Here is a 19,690-nt window from a genome sequence, read left to right as displayed (position 1 = left end):
TCTGAGCCTGTACTCTATTTTTTTCTGAAAAACCTTGAGGGAAATGTAAATCCGAATACAATAAGAAATCCGGACAAAAGGAAATATATTATTCTTGCACCAATCAGCTGTGTCGGCTCCTGAGGAAAGTTGTAAATTGAGCAAAAAAGGCTGCTTATCCCGAATGAAATACCTGAAATAATAAAGCCGAGAAAAAATGTAGCAAAGTATTTTATTCCTGGCCTGAATATAAATTCTGTTCTGTCTGCAAGGTACAGCACAAGCCCGGCAAAGAGTCCGGAAAGAAAAAGAACAATTCCCTGTTTCGGAAAGTTTACATGCTCCGGTACAAGTGGGCCGAAAAAGCTGCTCATAATTAAAAGCATAATAGATGGCAGCATAAGAAAGGCAAGAACCCGAATCCATTCTTTAGTATTTTTAGGAAGAACTATTTTTATTCCGAAAACAGCCAATCCTGCAAGAAAGAAATAGAGAGACTGCTCCACTTTAAAAACTCTCCTTTTTATTCGGGAATTTACCTGATTTAACATCTTTACTATAATCTGAGACAGCTGATTCTATAGTATCTGCGAGATTTGCATACCGGCGTACAAATTTAGGCCTGAAAGATTCAAAGAGGCCTAAAAGGTCATGCGTAACAAGAATTTGCCCGTCACAATGCGGTCCAGCTCCGATTCCGATTGTCGGAATGGCAACAGATTCTGTTATTTGTCGTGCAAGATCCGATGGAATTTTTTCCAAAACTATGGCGAAAACTCCGGCTTGTTCCAGAATAACAGCATCACGCATCATTTTTTCAGCCTCTTTTTTTTCAGAACCGCGCAGGCTGTAGCCTCCAAAACTCCTGATTGATTGAGGAGTAAGCCCCAGATGTCCCATAACAGGTATTCCGCACTGTACAATACGGTTTACTGTTTCTGCAATGTATTCTCCACCTTCAAGTTTGACAGCATCAGCACCAGCCTCTTTTAAGAACATTCCGCTGTTTCTCACTGCTTCACTAATGTCAGCCTGATATGAAAGAAATGGCATGTCTGCAACAACAAGAGCCTGCTTCACACCGCGCACAACTGACTTCGTATAGAGAAGCATCTCATTCATAGTTACAGGCAGGGTTGTTTCATAACCGGCTGAAACCATTCCACCTGAATCGCCAACCAGAATGATATCAATTCCGGATTTATCAAGAATCGTTGCAAAAGTCCAGTCGTATGCTGTGAGGCATACTATTTTATTGCCTTTCTGCTTCATATTTATAATTTTCGGGACTGTTATTTTCTCATTTTCAATCATTGGTTACTCCAAATAAATATAATTTTAATGTTTGGTTCTTCCGTGTTCTATTTGGAAGTGTGCGATCATTTGTCAGAACAGATTATTCGAAATACATTTAAGAACTATGTTTTTATTTTTCAGTTTTATTATATTACTACAGGGAACGGCCTGAACTATTTCTTTTCTTTATTAGTTTTGATTTTTGTGTCAGGTATCAATGTATAGTTCTTTGTCTTAAGTTTAATTCCTTGATTTTGTTTGAATTACGGTACGGCACTTTTTTTAGAAAAAAGTACCCAAAAAACACCGGCTGCTGAAAATCTCCTGAAATGCTCATTCGTCTGCTAAAAGTCCGGAACTCTCCCGATTCTTACTATTATATTTTTAATAAAGAAAATCGGGTTCAGACAGCCGGACTTTCTTAACGCATACTCAATCGCATTTCCGGGCGGAAATTTTCAGATGCCGGATTAAAAAAACAAATTTTGTATATTATATCCGCTCATTTTACAATATCCTGAATTTGTTGTATTTACTTAATTTCATTAACTGATAAATAAAAAGTCTATTCATGTTAATCTTGTTATCTGAATATTTAAAGTTTACAACTCTTTTCCGAAAGAACCAAATGCTTTTAGTATTTCGCAATTTATTTTTTTTTTACAATTAACCAAATATTCTTTCAGCTGTTTTTATTCTTTATTCGAATAAATAGTCAGAGCGGAATCCATTACTGCAAGAAATGCTTTTGGAGCACGGAATCCGATGGGATGTTTTAATTCTTTGCCCTCTTTATCCAAAAACAGATAGTTAGGTATTCCAATACCGCCGTATTTATTTGCGTTACTGTTGTATTTAATTGCAACGTCCTGTTGTTTGTCAACATCAATTCGTACAGTAATAAATGATTTGAATTTATCAATAACTCTGGCGTCGGAAAAAGTTGAATCTTCCATTCTTCTGCATGGAGGGCACCATGTTGCCGTGAAATCAATCATTATCGGTTTGTTTTCCTGTGCGGCAATCACAAGAGCGGAATCAATGTTTGTTATCCATTCGATTCCGGATTTTAACTGATCATCGATGTTTGTACCATCCTTTTTATTACATATGGCAAGTACTGTAAACAGTATGATTAGAATTAAAACAACAGGTATTGATTTCCTCATTAACAGATCCTTTAATTTTTATTGTAACACTGTATCAATCCATGCAGAGCCTATTACAGTATCTTTATCATAAAATACTCCAAGCTGTCCTGGTGTAATAGCTCTCTGCGTTTTATCAAATTCAACAATAATACTTCCGTTTTCCGCAGGCATTAAAGTTGAAATCCGGGGTTTGTGCATGTATCTGATTCTGGTTTCTACTCTTAAAGGTTTTGTAAGCCCTGGAATTGCAATCCAGTTAGGATTCGTACCGATGAAGCCTTTTTTATAAAGATCATCATTGTCACCGATATAAACCGAACCTGTTTCAGCGTCTATGCCTGTAACATAGACGGGCCTGCCCAATGCAATGCCGAGGCCTTTACGCTGTCCGATAGTAAATGATTCAATTCCATTATGCATACCGAGAATGTTACCTTCCGTATCAAGTATTTTCCCGGGTTTCAGATCGCGGCTGCTTGTTTTTTTAATAAAGTCTGAGACTGATTCATTTATGATAAAACAAACTTCCTGGCTGCCTTTTTTTTCTGCAACAGGAAGGCCGAATTTGTCAGCAAGGGAACGAATCTTCTCCTTAGTATAAGTGCCGATAGGAAAGAGTATTCTGGAAAGAGCTTCCTGAGACAGACGGGATAGAAAATATGATTGATCTTTTCCTTTTTCCTTACCCCTTTGTAAAATGTATCTTTTATCAGATTCAGAATAGTTTATTACTGCATAATGGCCTGTTGCAATATAATCTGCACCGAGTTCTTCTGCTTTGTCAAACAGAGCTCCGAACTTTATAGCCGGGTTGCATTTTGCACATGGATTCGGTGTACGCCCCCTGTGGTACTCTTCAATAAAATATGATATAACAGTTTTGCTGAATTCTTCCTTTAGAGAAACAACATGATGGGGGATTCCAAGAATTGATGCAACATGCCTGGCATCTTCGATATCACTCTTATTGTTGTGCCCTAGAGTCATTGTAATGCCAATTAAATCAAATCCTTTCTTTTTTAAGAAAGCGGCTGCAACAGATGAATCGACACCGCCGCTCATTGCTACTGCGATTTTTTTCTTATACATAGTCAATCATCTTTTCAAGAGCAGTACGAGCCTTATCCATAATGTCCGAATCTACTTCAACGACATACTGTCCTTCACGAAGAGAGTTGTAAACATCGATCAAGCGTATCGATTTCATTCCGGAACATGCTTTTGCACTGCCGAGAGAGAGGAAGGTTTTATCCGGATTTTCTCTCTGCAGCCTGTGAATCAAACCCTCTTCCGTACCCACGATAAATATTTTATTTTCGGATTCTTCTGCAAACTTTATCATGCCGCTTGTGGAAAAAACTTTGTCGCTTTTATCAATTACTTCAGGGCTGCATTCCGGATGGACCATTACAACAGCCTCAGGATATTTTTTTTTAGCATTCTCAACTTCATCTGGAGTGAATTGTGTATGTACGTAACAAAATCCATCCCAGAGAATAATTTTTTTATCTGAAAAGCGCTGTGTATATGCACCAAGATTTTTATCCGGAGCAAAAATTATCTCATCAGCATCAATATTGTTAACAACGTTGATACTGTTTGCCGATGTGCAGCATACATCGCTTAAAGCCTTGACCTCGGCTGTTGAGTTTACATATGTGACAACCTTTGCAAGAGGGTGTTTCTCTTTCATCTCCCGGATAGAATCAGTGTCTGCCATGTCTGCCATGGGGCATCCAGCTTCAAGACGCGGGATAAATACTTTTTTTTGAGGTGAAAGAATTTTTGCTGTTTCAGCCATGAATTTAACACCGCAAAAAATAATTGTAGAGTGAGAATCTTTGGCTGCCTTTTTTGAAAGGTCCAGAGAATCTCCTAAAAAGTCTGCTATTTCCTGCACTTCAGGTATCTGGTAGTTATGCGCAAGAATTACAGCATCATGTTCTTTTTTTAACCGGTTTATTTCAGCAACTATTTGGGAATTTTTCATTATGGCCCTTAAATTTAAAAGGATGACAATTTACGCAGTTTGTCCACAACTTCTTTTAAAACATCAGCACAATAATCTATCTCTTCTTTAGTTGTGAAACGTCCGAGAGTAAGCCGAAGGCTTCCGCTGATCGCTTCAGTAGAAAGGCCCATGGCTTTTAATACATGTGAGGGGCTTCCTGAACCTGCGCTGCATGCAGAGCCGCTGGAAGCACCTATACCTCTGTCGTCAAGAGCCATCAAAAGAGATTCGCCTTCGACACCTTCTATTGAAATGTTTATATTATTCGGAAGGCGTTTTTCCCTGTGCCCGTTAAGTTTTACTCTGTCAATTGAAGAAAAAATCTTTTCAAGAAGTTCGTCCCGTAAAGTAGTGATTCGTATATTTTCCTGTTCTGACTCTTCCAAAGCCAGGGCTGCTGCTGTTCCCAATCCTGCAATACCTGCAGCATTTACTGTAGTGGCCCGTCTTTTATCTTCCTGTGCACCTCCGTGCATAAACGGTTCGAAAGGTATTCCTTCTCTGATATAAAGAGCTCCGACTCCTTTGGGCCCGTAGAGCTTATGTGCGGATAGTGATAAAAGATCAATACCCATGGCTTTTACATCAATTTTAAGATGGCCGTAAGTCTGCACTGCGTCAACATGAAAAAGAATGTTATGCTTTTTTGCTATGCTGCTGACTTCCTGAATAGGCTGAATTGTGCCTGTTTCATTGTTAGCGTGCATAACGGAAATAAGTATGGTTTTATCAGTAATTGATTTCTCAAGAGTACCTGGATCAATTAATCCGTATTCATCAACAGGGAGGTAAGTAATCTTGTAACCATTCCGCTCCAGGAACGCACATGTATGAAGCACAGCATGGTGCTCAATTGATGTAGTAATTATGTGATTGCCCCTGCTTTTTAATTTAAAAGCAGTGCTTTTAATTGCAGTGTTATCTGATTCTGTCCCGCCGCTTGTGAAAATAATTTCATGAGGGTCTGCATTTATAATATATGCGACTTGTTTGCGGGCTTTTTCAACCCTTTCTCTCGCTTTTCTGCCAAAGGAGTGAGTAGAAGATGGATTCCCGAATACCTCAGTAAAAAAAGGATTCATTGCATATAGTACTCTTTTGTCTACAGGCGTTGTTGCAGCATAATCAAGGTAAACGTTTAGAAATCTTTCAGGCATGGCAAAAAATCCTCTGTTTAATTAAATTATTCAAAGATAGTGAAATTAAATGCATTTGTCAAGAATATGGTTTTAATGGAAAAAAATCATAAAATGCTTGACAAAAACATAAAAATGTATAAATTTACACATAACAATATAGTTCTTCTTTTATAATTGCATCAAAGGGAACAACAGGCGTAGGCAGAAAGTCCAACATCCTTTCCGCTTTCGTGCAAGCGGCATGTCTACCAGTCCTATATGTGTTATCAAAATAATTACTATTAAATGAATGGAAGCACGTTTATTGAGTGCTTTTAAGACTTGGATTTTATTGGAGTGATGATTTATGACAATGAATATTACAGAATTGAAGAACATGAAGATTTCCGAATTGACTGATCTTGCAAAAGAGCTTAACATCCCAGGTTACTCCGGATTGAAAAAGCAGGCGATGATCTTTTCCATTTTGGAAGCACAGACACAAAAGGACGGAAATATTTTTTCAGAAGGAGTACTGCAGATTCTGCCGGATGGATACGGTTTTTTAAGGTCAGCAGATACTAACTATCTACCTGGCCCAGATGATATCTATGTATCGCCGTCACAGATTAAAAGATTTAGTTTGAGGACAGGAGACATTGTTTCAGGACAGATCCGGCCGCCAAAAGATAATGAGAGATTTTTTGCTCTTATTAAAGTAGAGGCTGTAAATTACGAAAATCCGGAAATTGCAAAGACAAAGATTCTCTTTGACAACCTTACCCCGCTTTATCCTACAGAACGGGTTAATCTTGAAAATGATGCCCGTGATTATACTACAAGAATAATGAACATGCTTACTCCAATAGGTATGGGGCAGCGTGGATTAATAGTTGCTCAGCCGAGAACAGGTAAAACAATAATTCTGCAGAAGATTGCAAATGCAATTAAGAAGAACCATCCTGATATAAAATTGATTGTTCTTCTTATAGATGAAAGGCCTGAAGAGGTTACTGATATGCAGCGTTCTGTTGATGCGGAGGTTATCAGTTCAACTTTTGACGAACCTGCTGAAAGGCATGTTCAGGTTGCAGAGATGGTTTTGGAAAAATCCAAGAGGCTGGTTGAATACGGACATGATGTAGTTATCCTTCTTGATTCGATTACCAGGCTTGCACGTGCGCATAATGTTGTAGTGCCGCATTCAGGCAAGATACTTTCCGGAGGCGTTGATTCCAATGCTTTGCATAAGCCCAAGAGATTTTTCGGTGCTGCACGTAATGTTGAAGAAGGCGGAAGCCTTACTATAATTGCTACGGCCTTGATTGATACAGGAAGCAGAATGGATGAAGTTATTTTTGAGGAATTTAAAGGTACTGGTAATATGGAAATTCAGCTTAACCGTGAGCTTTCGGACAGAAGAATATTCCCTGCAATTGACATAAATAAATCCGGAACAAGAAAAGAGGAACTCCTCTTGTCCAAATCCGAGCTTAATAGAGTATGGATTTTACGTAAGGTGCTGAATAACTTGAGTATGACAGAAGCAATAGAGTTCCTTAAGGGGAAGATGAAAGGTACAAAAAACAATAAAGAATTTTTAATGTCAATGAGTACCTGATAGTTTTAACAGGATGTAATTTATCAGCCGTCAGGATGACGGCTTTTTATTCCGGTAATTCTGCATTTAAATATACTTTTTTTTGATATTCAGCATGTTACCAATTATGGCCCAAGGTGATGAATATTGTCCTGCCCATTCCTATTGTCCCGAATGTCGCCCATTTACTGTTTCCTGTAGCAGGATACCTGATGGTTCTATTTAGAATATTGTAAAAATGACATGAGATGAAATTATTTTTCATGAATCCGGGAGAAAAATGGAAATTGGAATCCAGAATAAAATAAGGATCAATGGCATTGCCTATACGGCTTTGAGATACAGTATCCCATGAGGTACGCATTTTCCCTATGTACCTTCCGGTAAAGGAAAGATACGCTCCGCGGGAAAGTGCTAATCCTGATTTTATGTATGCAAGCACCTTAGGCGCATATCCGGGAGCCCTGTTTGTTACAGGGTTCTTTTTATTTGATGTGTGCTGCAAAGTAATACTTGTACTAATATCCCAGATAGAAACAGGTGAAAGGCGAAGGCATAGTTCAATTCCCGCAGTTTCCATCTTCCCGCTGTTGCTTATCCGCCACTCGAGTTCGTTATTTTCATTATAGAAATTTTCTCTGTTAATAAGATTATTTAGTTTATTGCGGAATATTGATAAATTTGACCTAAGGAATGATGTAACGTTTGAAATGAAATTTAATTCCAAAGTCTGCACTTCTGCAGGATAGAGCTGGCTGTAGGGAGCACCTCTAAAGAGCATCATTTTAAATGCTTCATTATTTTGGCCGTAGGATGGCTGTTTAATTGCTTTGCCGTACATAAGTTTAATTGCATAGGACGGCGACGGAGTAAATATAAAAGCAATGCGCGGTATAAGAGAAGCTTTGGCGCTGTTAAAAACAAGGGTTTTGTATCGGGGATTAGTAATGTCATGAAAATCTGTTATTGACAGAACGTAATTATTTAATTTCTCAATTCGCAGGCCGGCTACTGTTTTCAGATTGGGAATGAGCCTTGCAGTAACCTGTGCCCATGCACTCCGGGTTATGATATTCTTATCCGTCGGCAGTGCATAAAGAATATTGTCATAATTGACAATAGGCAGGTTGATTATTGTTTGAAGGTAATGTGTTACATGGGTAAAAAGGCCTGCTGTAATATCTATGTTTTTATTTGGATGAAAGAAAAAATTTGCTTCTCCTTCCCAGCTTCGTGTATTTTGGCTGGAATAGCCGTATGTATTATCCAATGAAGAACCGTATTGGGAAAACATATCATACTCATTTATCTGAGAATAGAAGAAGGAAGATACCCTTCCCATAAAAGAAAGCTTATTTGTAATTTTACCTGAATAGGAGAGAGATATATTAGTCGATCCGATTTGGGAAAGATCACCGTCAAGAAGAGCCGGAGCTCCGTCTACTACATTCTGTGTGCTGGTTGTATGGCTGATATTGATTGTTACGTCTCTGCAGGTTGCCATAAGATTAAAGTATTGAGATTTATGCCGTTGTCGGACAACTGCATTTCTATCTGTAATTCCCCAAAAGTCCGGAAAAGGGTATGGCGCCATTTGATCAATTCTTGCTCCTGATCTATGGTCACGATAAATACTTCCGTTTGCAGCAAATGAGATATCCTTGCTTTTTCCTGACATGTGAAGAAAAAGTTTCTGCATTTGATTAGAGCCTGACATTGCGGAAGCAGTATAATCAGGTTTGTTTTTGCCGGATGTGTGCAGGTTCGTAACAATATTTATTGCTCCGAAAAATGCACCGCTTCCGTACACAACTGACATAGGCCCGCGTACAATCTCAATACGGTCGATTGCCTGAACAGGTATGTTGATTTTGGACAGGTTGTATGAGTCGTAGTAGTCTTCTTTCTGGCTTACTCCGTCAACAAGAATTACAACATCATTAAAAACACCGGTTGAGTAAAATCCCCTTACTCCGAAGTTGTATCCGCCGATCCAGAAATAATCGTCAATCATATAAAAGCCGGGAACATTTTCTATTATTTCTCTGAGGGATTGATATCCATAACGCTCTATGTCTTTCCTATTTATAACAACAACACTTGCAGGAATCTCGGATACCTTCTCAGGTTTTTTACCTGCAGTAGTTATTTCCACATTCATGAGTTCTTTCAATGATAATGAAAAGAGATCTTTCGCTTTTGCCTGTTCCTGCCCGCTTACAATTGAAAGGTTTATCAGAAGAAGCAGCGAAATTAACGGAAGAAGGATTTTTTTCTGAACTGAGAGAGCTAAAGAGTCCACTGTTTTACCTCCTTAAAGAAAATGTATAAAATTCTCTATCCTGTAAAAGGGTAAAGGAGTTTTATTACAATGATAATTATGGTAATTGCAAGAACCCATCGGATGAATTTATCACCTTTTTTCACAGCAAAACGTGCACCCCACCAGCCGCCGATTGCCATACCTGAACCAAGAACAAGGCCTATAACAAGATTTAAATTCTGTGTTAAAGCAAAGACTGCAATTGTAGGAAGTGTGTAGAACAGAATAATAAAAACTTTGTGCATATTTACTTTTACAAGAGAGATTCGGATAGTATAATAAAGCGCTGACATCAAAAGAAAACCGACACCCACTTGTATGAACCCTCCGTAAAATCCGATAAGTACAAGAAGAGGATATACGAGCCAGGATTTGCTAATCTTGCTTTCTGTAATATTTTGTCTGTAACCAGGTTTAAGGAAGAGGGTAAAGATAATGCCTATCAGGATTATCCCGAGAATTTTTTTAAACAGCTCATCGCTGATGCGTACAGAAATCAGAGCACCTGCTATTGCACCGGGTAAAGTACATAATGCGAATTTCAGGCTTGTTTTAAAATCGGAATAAGTTTGTTTCTTAAAGGATGAGACTGATGAAAGTGTCTGGATGACTATGCCTATACGATTTGTTCCATTTGCAACGGACGCGTCAAGCCCGAGAAAAAGAAGAACAGGCAGTGTAAGAGATGAACCGCCGCCCGCGTTTACATTTATAAAACCTGCAGCAATCCCTGTAAAAAATAGAAAGGCGAATTTAAGATATCCAGCCATGACTGCACACCATTTATCAAGAAATAAGTATATAAATATAAAAATAAAATCAATAAAAAACAAGGAATTATGTGAGTATATGTCGAATTGCATGGGTAATTATGATCAAGTCTTGCATATAAAAAGAGGTTATGATAATAAAATGGGTTGATTCAGTTTAAAGATAGTCTGAATCTTATTACTTTCGGTACGGCACTTTTTTCAGAAAAAAGTGCCCAAAAAACGCCGGCTGCTGCAAATCTCCTGAAAATGTCAAAAAGCTCTCTGAATCAAATAAACTCGTCCCGATTTCTTTTTGATTATAAACATAGTAAAATCGGGACTCAAACAGAATTTGATTCCGGGCGTTCACTTTTTAATATTTTCCGGGGGGAAATTAGCAGATGCCGGCATTCAAAGCAAAACTTTTTTGTGAAATCATCATACAGTATTTTATCAGCTTATTTAATATTCCCTGAAATTATCCACTCGATTCGTCATAACAGCCAATTATATGTTAACAGTTTTTCCCGGAAAAGTAATTGTAAAGCACGCCCCTTTATCTCCGGAAATTGAAATTTTACCGTTTAATTGATCTTCGGCCAGTATTTTAATTAAGCGCATTCCCAATGATTCTGATTTGTCAATATTTATATTTTTAGGAAGGCCTATTCCGTTATCTTTTACAGAAAGAGTGAATATCCCCTTCTTACTTAGAGAGATGGAGAGGCTTAATTCTTTATTGCCCTTAAAAGAGGAAGGGAATGCATATTTTAAAGAATTTGTAAATAATTCATTAATGATAAGCCCGCATGAGATTGTATTGTCAACGCTGAGGTGAATATCGTTTGTAGTTATTGATGTGTTTATTACATCAAGGTCGCTGGCAAAAGTGTGAATAAGATAGTTCGTTAAATTAATAACATATTGTTTAAAATCAATACTTGTAATATCCTTTGATTTGTAAAGCTCTTCATGCACAATTGCTATGGACCTGATACGGCTCTGGCTGTCATCAAAAATAGAGCGGAAATCTGCATTTTCAATCTGATGTGACTGCAGATTAAGGAGGCTTGAGATTATCTGAAGATTATTTTTCACCCTGTGGTGGATTTCTTTAAGAAGCACTTCTTTTTCTTGCAATTGAGAAAAAACTTTTTTTTCAGCTTCCCTTAAACTTGTAATATCAATTAATGAAGCAATCATCTCATTACGTTCCGGCATTGTGCCGATCTGCAGATAGATATCTTTTTTATTACCGGATTTATCTGTGTATTTAATTTCATAACCACTGGGATTAAGATCATTTATTTGCAACAATTTATTGTTTTCTGTTGAGATCAGTTTAGTTAATTTTATTTTGCCTTCGATATCTTTTATGGGGATATTGAAAAGTGCGGAGAATTTTGTGTTGCACATTAATATAGTACCATCTCCGTCAAAAGTACACAGAGAGGTACCCGCATTCTCAAAAAGTACTTTATAACGTTTTTCACTTAATCCAAGAGCTTCTGCCGCATGCTTGCGCTCAGTTACATCTGTGGCAATGTGAATAATTTTTACTAATTTATGATTTTTATCAAAGATAGGAGTGCATGATACAAGAAAAAAACCGTTAAGCAGTTCTATTTCCATTTGATCTGATTCAAAGCGCTGATTGATTTTTACTTTTTCAAGGGGGCAGCCATCAGCAGCTTTATTTGATTTGTGGAAAATTTTGTAGCATTTTTTGCCCTTTAGTTGCTTTTTCGAAAGGCCTGTGAGCTTAACAGTAGCATTATTTACCTCAAGGATGTTGTGCTCAGTATCAAGAATTATCGCGGAGTGCCCGATTGCCTCAAAAATATCTTTCCATTCATTATCTTCTGTTTGCTTATGATCTTTTTTTGTTTTCATTTCTTTTTCAATCGGTAAATAGTGTTTAAAGTACACTAACCATGAAGAATCGGAAATGAAGTTCAAAAGAGTATTAATAATTAATTCAGAATCGGGTTTTATTACTTAGATAATTAGTTAGTTTATTATTCCAGTTCTCCCATGGTTCAACTTAAAGCAGCGAGTACAAGTCTTCAAGAAAACACTATATGTAGAAATAATTAACGGGCAACCAGCATGAAGAAGTCATCTGAAAAAACTTTGTATCCACCCTTTTGTAATGTATGAAAGTTTAACAATTATGTCAAGGGAAAAAATTTCTGAGCATACTGAGCATACTGAAAAATTACCTGTTATTTTTTATATGTGTTTTGTTGTTGACAAAAAGCTCATTTAGAGTTAATTTCATAATTGGTGATTCTTCAATGATTTGCATAACCGCAGGAGTAATCGTGGATACTTTTCATTTAGTTAATGTACGGAAGAAGTCAGTTGCCTTTTTTGTAATTATTTTACTGACAATTAACATTAATAAGGGTTTTTCCCAGACAGATGCTCAGATGCCTGAAATAAAATATCGAGTTACATGGAGTAAAACTATATCAGATCTTGATATAAAAAATGCAATGAGTATTTCAACAGGGCCTGACGGCTCTGTTTACATTGCTGATACGGGCAATAACAGAATTGTAAAATTAAACAGCAGCGGATTATGTATAAGAAAGCATGGCGGATTCGGTTGGGGCGCCGGACAATTCGATTCTCCTGTCTCTATCTGCGGCCGAAACGGACTTGATGTTTTTGTGGCGGATTATTTCAATAACCGCATAGAGAGGTTCGACAAAGACCTTAACTATATTTCAGTGCTTTCTCCGAATGACCAGTGGGATGAAAATTTCTATTTCGGATTTCCTCTTGGTGTTGATATATCTTCTCAGGGAGAGCTCTTCTGTGTTGACGGTGAAAACAGGAGGATTCTTAAATTTGATGTTATGGGGAATCCGCAAATCGAATTCGGAGGTTTTTCTGCAGGTGAAGGCCGGCTTGAAAGTCCCTGCTGCGTTCTTGTATCTGATAAAGGGAGAGTGTATATTTCAGATAAAGACCTGGGGTATATCAGAGTTTTTGATGTGCATGGCAACTTTCTTTTTGACATTGGAAATGGTATTCTGAAGAATCCTGCCGGCATTGCAGAGCTGAATTTCAGGGAGATTGCAGTTGCAGATAAAACTTTAAATAGGGTTTTTATTTTTACTTCAGACGGGAAATTGCTTAAAGAATTTACTCTTTCTGATTTTACCGCTTTAAAATTTAACAAACTATCTGATGTTGCTTTTTGGAATGATTTATTATTTGTTCTCGATTCCGGCCGTTCTTCAATAGATGTGTTTACATGCACATGGTGAGAATGTATTTATGTTGAAAAAGATTTTTCTGACAGCTTTTTATATATTGTGCATTGCATTTAATGTATTCGGACAGACTGTATCCGGACTTTCTCCTTCTCTCCATAAAAACGAGTCATTTGTTGCTGACGGCAAAAAGAGTATTTTTGTTTTAAGCAGATCTTACATTATTCCGGGTTCAGTAACGGTATTTGTTGATTCTGCTCTGATTGATGTACAAAAAATGCTTAGAATAAGAGAAGTAAAAGGGTCTGTTCAGTTTCGCACAGCACCTGATTCAGGTAAAGTCGTTATGATAGATTACTGGTATTTCCCTTTAAGGATGAAGACAGTTTATAAATTATGGCAGAATGCTGACACAACAAAGGAGAAAACCGGAACTCCAGGGTATATCTCCAAAAATGCTGATCAGAAGAAGGAGCCTAACGCTGAATACGGAGCAGGATTGAGACGCTCGGGATCAATATTCCGCGGAATAGAGATAGGCACAAATACCGGAATGAGGCTTCAATCCGGTTTGAGGCTTCAGTTATCAGGAAAGATAATGAAAGGAGTGGAAATAATTGCATCACTCACAGATCAGAATACACCGATTCAGCCTGAAGGGAACACACAAACCCTGCATGAAATTGACAAGGTATTTATAACAATCAAAACAAGCAGATTTAATGCAACTTTTGGGGATTATGTTTTTAATTCTCCATCAACAATGTTTGCATTATATTCAAGAAAATTGAGCGGAGCTGTCGGAAGTGTTAAACTTAAAAACGGCAGTGTAACTTTTTTTGCAGCAGCTTCACGCGGTGTATTTACAACAAATCATTTTATGGGGCAGGAGGGAAATCAGGGGCCGTATCAGCTTACAGGAGTAAAGGGTGAACGCCAGATTATAGTACTTGCAGGAACAGAAAAGGTGTGGGTTAATGGGGAATCAATGACAAGAGGGGAAGATAATGATTATACAATTGAATATGGAAACGGGCAGATAATTTTTACTCGTAACAGACTGATTACAAGTGATTCACGTATCACAGTTGATTTTGAATATTCTGCACAAAATTTTCAGAAAGAAATTCTGGGCGTAACAGGTGAGGCAGGTTTATTCAGTAATAGAATCGGGCTGAAAGCATCATTAATAAGGGAAGCCGATGATAAAGATACACCCCTTGATTTTTCAATCACAGATGAGTACAAAGATATTCTGTTTAAAGCAGGAGATAACGTAGATTCTGCGGAAGCTTCAGGCGCAAAGTACATCGGAGAGGATAAAGGCTCATACATAAAAGAAGATCTGAACGGCAAAGCAGTATTCCGTTATGTGGGGGCGGAGAAGGGAGATTATACGATGCACTTCTCCTATGTTGGTTCCGGAAAAGGTGATTACACATTTCAGGGATACGGTATTTATCTTTACGAAGGAGATGGGAAAGGTTCATATCTTCCTGTTATTTTTCTGCCTTTTGCAAAAAGCCACACAGTTGCAGATATATCCCTGAATGCAGATATTTCAAAAAGCTTAAATGCCGGCGGAGAGGTTGCAGTAAGCAGCAGAGATGAAAATCTTTTTTCGTCTCTCGACGATAATGATAATTCAGGTGCTGCTTACAATGCATTTGTATCTCTTGAAGATCAGAGTGTAAATGTATTCGGCATCGGCCTGGGAAGATTCGGGCTGAGCGGTTCATTAAAGAATACAGGCCCTCGATTTTCCCCCCTCGGGAGAATGAGTGAAATTGAACACGGCAGGTTGTGGGGAACAGAAGAGGGCAGTGCATCCGGTGAAGAGATAAAGGAGCTAAAGTATTCATACAAACCCTTTGCTCCTATGACAATAAAAGGGGAATTCGGATCTATGGAACGAGATTCTATATTTTCGGAAAGAAGATTCATCTCAGCAAGTTTTAACAAGAAGAATATGCCTACTGTTCAATATCAGAGAGAGCAGATCAATACATCGGAGAATTCCGGAAATGGTTTCTGGGTAAGAGAATCTGCTTCAATAGACTGGGACAAATGGGGAATTGCACCCGGAGTCTTTTACACAGGAGAACACAAGAGAAAAGATATTTCAGATACTGTATCAACAGGTTTTCGCTTTGATCAATGGGCCGGAAAATTTGGAATCAAAAAGCGTTTTATATCCTTTGAAATAAGGAAAAAAGTAAGAGATGACAGAATTTATTCAGGGAATATTTTAAACAGAAATTCCATAGCTAATACGGATCAGGCCAGGATGAGTTTAAATCCGGCAAGGGCTTTATCCGCTTCTATCCTTTATACACACAGATTCAGAGACTATTTTGAAAAGAGTCTGACTGATCAGAAATCCGATCTTGCTGATTTTAAGATGCGGTATGCTCCTGTGCGAGGATTCGTGAGAAGTTCTGTTAATTACAAGTTTACATCCACAAGTGTTTCAGAGATGGTCAGAGATACAATAAAGGTAGGCGAGGGGTTGGGAAATTACAGATTTGATGAGAACACTAATGAGTTTGTGCCTGATCCGGACGGAGATGTTATTTTCAGAACAATACAGACAGGAGTGTTTGTGCCTGTGAACCGCGTCCTGGCCGGCGCTGATATGTTCTGGAATTTAAAAAAGATATGGAAACATCCACGCGGAATATTAAACTTATTGTGTTCAGCTACAACTCGGTCAAGATTCAGAGTGGAACGAAGCGACAAGAGCAGAGATTTTGTCAATGTCAACAGGCTTGCACTGTCTCCAAAATGGGGATCAGATACTCTTACTGTTTCAGGTTCTTTTTCGCAGCAGCATGATATTGAATACAGACTGCCCGGAAAATTCACAATCTTACGGTTCAGGTTCAGAAAGAATGAATCCGAGAATAACCGTCTTGCAGGGCAGCATTATATAAACAGCAGTAAAGAGAACAGTATACGTCTTAAAGGAGGATTTATATCCAATGGAGGGTTCCTTCTGGAATATTCTTTAAAAAAAGATAAAAAGGATTTTACTACAGGTTCAATAAAAGATAGAAATATTGTACGTTCCAGCATGACAGGGGAGGTTTCCTACAGGCCGAGGCAGAAAATTGAATTTGCAGTAAAAATCAGAGTTTCAAAGGCTGAAGACAGAACCCCTTTCCCTGTAACAAAAGCTTTTTCAATATTTGCCACACCGAGGATTTCATATTCAATGCAGAAAAAAGGCCATATTCGTGCGGAATTTGAAGCGGGAAGGATTACATCCGAACCCGCAGACAGGGGCCTTCCTTATGAGATGTTCGGAGGTGATCAGCCCGGTATTACTCTGAGATGGAGAGTACTTTTTACATATAAGCTGTCAAACCACATGCAGGCAACATTTAATTACAGGGGAAGAAGCGAGCCGTGGAGGAAAAAAGCATATCAGACAGGGCAGGTGGAAGTGAGGGCATTTTTCTGATATGAAGATAAATATTTTTAAAAATTCAGCACTCTTATTTCTGTCCCTCTGCATCACGGTTTTTGCACAGAACAAGGAAGATAATATCCGTATAATCGGAACTGACAAGCTGAAGGCTGAAAAGATAATTGCTTTTATGCAGAAGAATATACAGCCTCTAATTCTGCCGGATTCGATTGATGCAGTTAAAAAAGAGATAAGAGCCATTTATTTTAAAAACGGTTTTTTCCAGTTTAGAATTGACTCTCTTGAGATTGTTAATGGAAAAAGGCCGTCTGCTGTAATCCATGTAAAAGAGGGCAAAAGAGCAGTGTTCGGTAAAATGTTTTTATCTGTCCCTGATAACAGAATTTTTTCACAATTCAGCAGCACATTTACGGAACTGAAGGGGCAGTATTTTTCCGAAAAATTGATTATCTCGAAAATTAATAAAATTCTAAAAGGCCTGGGCAGAATTGGTTATCCGCTCTCTCAGGTTGAGGTATCAAAAGTTTCCTTTATTAATTCAAAAAAGAAATTTGCAGTCAACATTGTACTTACACTTATACCGGGAAACAGGATTGTGTTCAGTTGTCAAAGGGCCAAAGGCAATAACCTTACAAAAATTTCTGTAATTAAAAGAGAGGCCAGAATTAAAGAGGGAACAATTTTCAATAAAGATATGCTTAAGAAAGCACGTAACAACCTTATCAGGCTAGGTTTTTTTAAATCTGTAGACGAACCAGTCATATTTTTTGTGCAGGACAGTGCGGAGATTTTGTGGAGGGTTAAGGAGGGAAAAACAAGCACTATTGACGGAGTGCTCGGGTATCATCCTTCTGATAATGACAGGGAACCCGGGTATGTAACAGGGCGGCTGCAGTTTACTTTTAAAAATTTTCTTGGTACCGGACGGTTTATAGATGTGCTTTGGGAGAAGAAGGATAAGCTTTCGCAGGTAATGAATTTCGGATTTGAAGAGCCATGGGTACTGGGCCTGCCGGTGAGTTGCGGCATTGGCTTTAATCAGCAGGTTCGTGACTCAACCTATATTGAGAGAAAGTGGGAGTTTACAACACGCTACTTTCCATCAAATACTTTTTCCCTATCAGTAAAGGGAGGCACAAGAGATGTGTTCCCTGATTCAGTCGGTGTGATTTTTCAGAATATTCCTCAGAGCAATTCTCTGTTTCTTTCTGCAGGGCTTGAGTACAACACTCTTGATTATCCCCCGAATCCTTTACACGGAGTAAGATATTCGACTTTTGTAACATCAGGCAGAAAAAAGATTTCAGGCCCGGATTTTCTTGCGGATACTTCTGAAATAGGGAAAATTTCTTCTTACAGAAAATTTTCCGCAGATGTCGAAATTGTTTTCAATATTTTTAGAAATCATGTCGCTTATCTCGGGCTGCACGGCAGAGAAAATAATTTCGGGAAAGAGTATGTACCTTTAAGCGATCAGATCAGATTCGGCGGCGCTGCAACGCTTAGAGGGTATGATGAGGACAGCTTTAACGGTACAACAGCTGCATGGATGAATTTTGAATACAGATTAGTAACAGGACACATATCAAGAATCTTCATTTTTACTGATTCAGGTATGTATCAGAGAAGAGAGAAAACCGGAGAGATTACAAGGAATTTTAAAATCGGATACGGTGCAGGTATGCGAATCGAGACCCCTCTCGGAATAATGGGGATTGATTATGGGCTTGCCTATGGAAAGCCTCTTTCCGAAGGAAGAATTCATATCCGTGTGATAAATATGTTTTAAGGATGGGAATAGAGGGATATGGATATAGGGGAAAGATTAATTACTATGTATTTATTCCTTTATAACCTTATATCCCTATTCTCCTTTTCGTACTGCAGCGCGGAGATTCCAGGATATCGGCAAAAAAATATTGCTGATTAGTTTATTCTGAATTTGTATATTGCACTTTTACACAAATTATTTTATCTTTTATAGATATGAAGATCAAAGCATACATAATTTTAACAAGGCCGGTAAATATTGTCATCTCCTTTTTGTCAATACTTGCAGGAGGATTTGTAACAGGAAGAGTTGACAGCATCGCTGTTCTTTTTACTGCGGCTCTTTCCGGATCGCTTATAGGTGCAGGCGGCAATGTAATTAACGACTATTTTGATGTGGAAATAGACAGAATCAACAAGCCATTTCGCCCGCTGCCTGCAGGGTTTATATCACTCCGGAAAGCTCTTATTTTCTCTATTGTCCTTTTTTCCTCAGGCATTATTATCGGAAGCCTGATAAGTTTTACGGCTTTTGTTATCAGCTCTCTTGCCGCAATCTCTCTTTTCTTTTACAGCTACAAGTTGAAAGTAATGGCTTTGTGGGGAAATATTACAGTTGCTTTTATTTCAGGTATGGCTTTTGTATACGGAGGAGTTGTTGCGGGAAATTATCTGAAGTCAATTGTTGTGGGAGGCTTTGCATTTTTTTTCCATTTTGCGAGAGAGATAGTTAAAGATTGTGAGGACGTTGAGGGAGACAAATCTTTAGGTGCTGATACTATTCCAATAAGATACGGAATCAGAAAGGCAATAAAAACCTCTCAAATTGTAATATTTGTTCTCATAGCATTCACAATTTCAGTATATTTCTTTGGAATCTTTAAATTACCATATTTGATTGCAGTAATCTTGAGTGTTGACCTTGTTCTTGTTTATATAATGCTTTCTTTAAACAGGGATATGACAAAAGAAAATTTTGCCAGAGTCAGTACTATAATGAAGATAGATATGCTTTTCGGCCTAATTGCTGTTTTTC

At 38.1% G+C, this 19,690-nt stretch carries 14 protein-coding genes; 5 read left to right on the top strand and 9 right to left on the bottom strand.

What is annotated here, in order from left to right:
* Positions 1-14: 14 nt before the first annotated feature.
* The 6 genes from J7K93_07850 to nifS all read right to left on the bottom strand — a co-directional run bounded on the left by J7K93_07850 (position 15) and on the right by nifS (position 5,594).
* A complete protein-coding gene (locus J7K93_07850; GenBank protein MCD6116912.1) occupies positions 15-485 on the bottom strand; it encodes a hypothetical protein in 471 nt (156 codons plus the stop codon).
* 1 nt (position 486) lies between these two features.
* Entirely contained in the window at positions 487-1,293 is an 807-nt protein-coding gene (gene panB / locus J7K93_07845; GenBank protein MCD6116911.1) for a 3-methyl-2-oxobutanoate hydroxymethyltransferase, read from the bottom strand.
* A 674-nt stretch (positions 1,294-1,967) separates the two neighbouring features.
* On the bottom strand, positions 1,968-2,444 hold the full coding sequence (locus tag J7K93_07840) for a thioredoxin family protein (protein MCD6116910.1): 477 nt from the start codon (positions 2,442-2,444) through the stop codon (positions 1,968-1,970).
* 18 nt (positions 2,445-2,462) lie between these two features.
* Positions 2,463-3,515 (bottom strand): tRNA 2-thiouridine(34) synthase MnmA, encoded by a 1,053-nt coding sequence (gene mnmA, locus J7K93_07835; protein MCD6116909.1) that lies wholly within the window; start codon positions 3,513-3,515, stop codon positions 2,463-2,465.
* Positions 3,508-4,416 carry a quinolinate synthase NadA gene (gene nadA / locus J7K93_07830; protein MCD6116908.1) on the bottom strand — a complete coding sequence of 303 codons (909 nt, stop codon included), beginning with the start codon at positions 4,414-4,416 and terminating at the stop codon, positions 3,508-3,510. The genes mnmA and nadA overlap by 8 nt, the downstream gene beginning before the upstream one ends.
* A gap of 14 nt (positions 4,417-4,430) precedes the next feature.
* Positions 4,431-5,594: a cysteine desulfurase NifS gene (gene nifS / locus J7K93_07825; protein MCD6116907.1), complete on the bottom strand. Its 1,164-nt coding sequence runs from the start codon at positions 5,592-5,594 to the stop codon at positions 4,431-4,433.
* A gap of 334 nt (positions 5,595-5,928) precedes the next feature.
* Between nifS and rho the strand changes: the two genes are divergently transcribed.
* Positions 5,929-7,176 carry a transcription termination factor Rho gene (gene rho / locus J7K93_07820; GenBank protein MCD6116906.1) on the top strand — a complete coding sequence of 416 codons (1,248 nt, stop codon included), beginning with the start codon at positions 5,929-5,931 and terminating at the stop codon, positions 7,174-7,176.
* Positions 7,177-7,273: 97 nt separating this feature from the next.
* Here rho and J7K93_07815 read toward each other — a convergent pair whose 3' ends face one another.
* The 3 genes from J7K93_07815 to J7K93_07805 form a co-directional block, all read right to left on the bottom strand.
* The gene (locus tag J7K93_07815) at positions 7,274-9,457 is read right to left on the bottom strand and encodes a TonB-dependent receptor (GenBank protein MCD6116905.1); all 2,184 of its coding nucleotides are present in this window, start codon (positions 9,455-9,457) and stop codon (positions 7,274-7,276) included.
* Between the two features lie 35 nt (positions 9,458-9,492).
* The gene (locus tag J7K93_07810; protein MCD6116904.1) at positions 9,493-10,248 is read right to left on the bottom strand and encodes a sulfite exporter TauE/SafE family protein; all 756 of its coding nucleotides are present in this window, start codon (positions 10,246-10,248) and stop codon (positions 9,493-9,495) included.
* Between the two features lie 489 nt (positions 10,249-10,737).
* Positions 10,738-12,123, bottom strand: coding sequence for a PAS domain S-box protein (locus J7K93_07805; protein MCD6116903.1), 1,386 nt, complete (start codon positions 12,121-12,123; stop codon positions 10,738-10,740).
* Positions 12,124-12,554: 431 nt separating this feature from the next.
* On the opposite strand from J7K93_07805, the gene J7K93_07800 reads away from it, so the two are divergent.
* From J7K93_07800 to J7K93_07785, 4 genes are all read left to right on the top strand, one after another.
* Positions 12,555-13,508, top strand: coding sequence for an NHL repeat-containing protein (locus tag J7K93_07800; protein MCD6116902.1), 954 nt, complete (start codon positions 12,555-12,557; stop codon positions 13,506-13,508).
* A gap of 10 nt (positions 13,509-13,518) precedes the next feature.
* Entirely contained in the window at positions 13,519-16,917 is a 3,399-nt protein-coding gene (locus J7K93_07795) for a hypothetical protein (GenBank protein ID MCD6116901.1), read from the top strand.
* A gap of 1 nt (position 16,918) precedes the next feature.
* Positions 16,919-18,673 carry a BamA/TamA family outer membrane protein gene (locus J7K93_07790; protein MCD6116900.1) on the top strand — a complete coding sequence of 585 codons (1,755 nt, stop codon included), beginning with the start codon at positions 16,919-16,921 and terminating at the stop codon, positions 18,671-18,673.
* A 197-nt stretch (positions 18,674-18,870) separates the two neighbouring features.
* Positions 18,871-19,690, top strand: an 820-nt coding sequence (locus tag J7K93_07785) for a geranylgeranylglycerol-phosphate geranylgeranyltransferase (protein ID MCD6116899.1), incomplete at its 3' end; no start/stop codon positions are given.

Source organism: bacterium (assembly GCA_021158245.1).
GTDB lineage: Bacteria > Zhuqueibacterota > QNDG01 > QNDG01 > QNDG01 > QNDG01.
This window is presented reverse-complemented; position numbering and strand designations above follow the sequence as displayed.

Excerpts from the sequence above, each read along its gene's own strand:
- mnmA (MCD6116909.1), bottom strand. The coding sequence starts at position 3,515 with ATGTATAAGAAAAAAATCGCAGTAGCAATGAGCGGCGGTGTCGATTCA.
- rho (MCD6116906.1), top strand. The coding sequence starts at position 5,929 with ATGAATATTACAGAATTGAAGAACATGAAGATTTCCGAATTGACTGAT.
- J7K93_07805 (MCD6116903.1), bottom strand. The coding sequence starts at position 12,123 with ATGAAAACAAAAAAAGATCATAAGCAAACAGAAGATAATGAATGGAAA.
- J7K93_07810 (MCD6116904.1), bottom strand. The coding sequence starts at position 10,248 with ATGGCTGGATATCTTAAATTCGCCTTTCTATTTTTTACAGGGATTGCT.
- J7K93_07795 (MCD6116901.1), top strand. The coding sequence starts at position 13,519 with ATGTTGAAAAAGATTTTTCTGACAGCTTTTTATATATTGTGCATTGCA.
- panB (MCD6116911.1), bottom strand. The coding sequence starts at position 1,293 with ATGATTGAAAATGAGAAAATAACAGTCCCGAAAATTATAAATATGAAG.
- J7K93_07840 (MCD6116910.1), bottom strand. The coding sequence starts at position 2,444 with ATGAGGAAATCAATACCTGTTGTTTTAATTCTAATCATACTGTTTACA.
- nadA (MCD6116908.1), bottom strand. The coding sequence starts at position 4,416 with ATGAAAAATTCCCAAATAGTTGCTGAAATAAACCGGTTAAAAAAAGAA.
- J7K93_07790 (MCD6116900.1), top strand. The coding sequence starts at position 16,919 with ATGAAGATAAATATTTTTAAAAATTCAGCACTCTTATTTCTGTCCCTC.
- nifS (MCD6116907.1), bottom strand. The coding sequence starts at position 5,594 with ATGCCTGAAAGATTTCTAAACGTTTACCTTGATTATGCTGCAACAACG.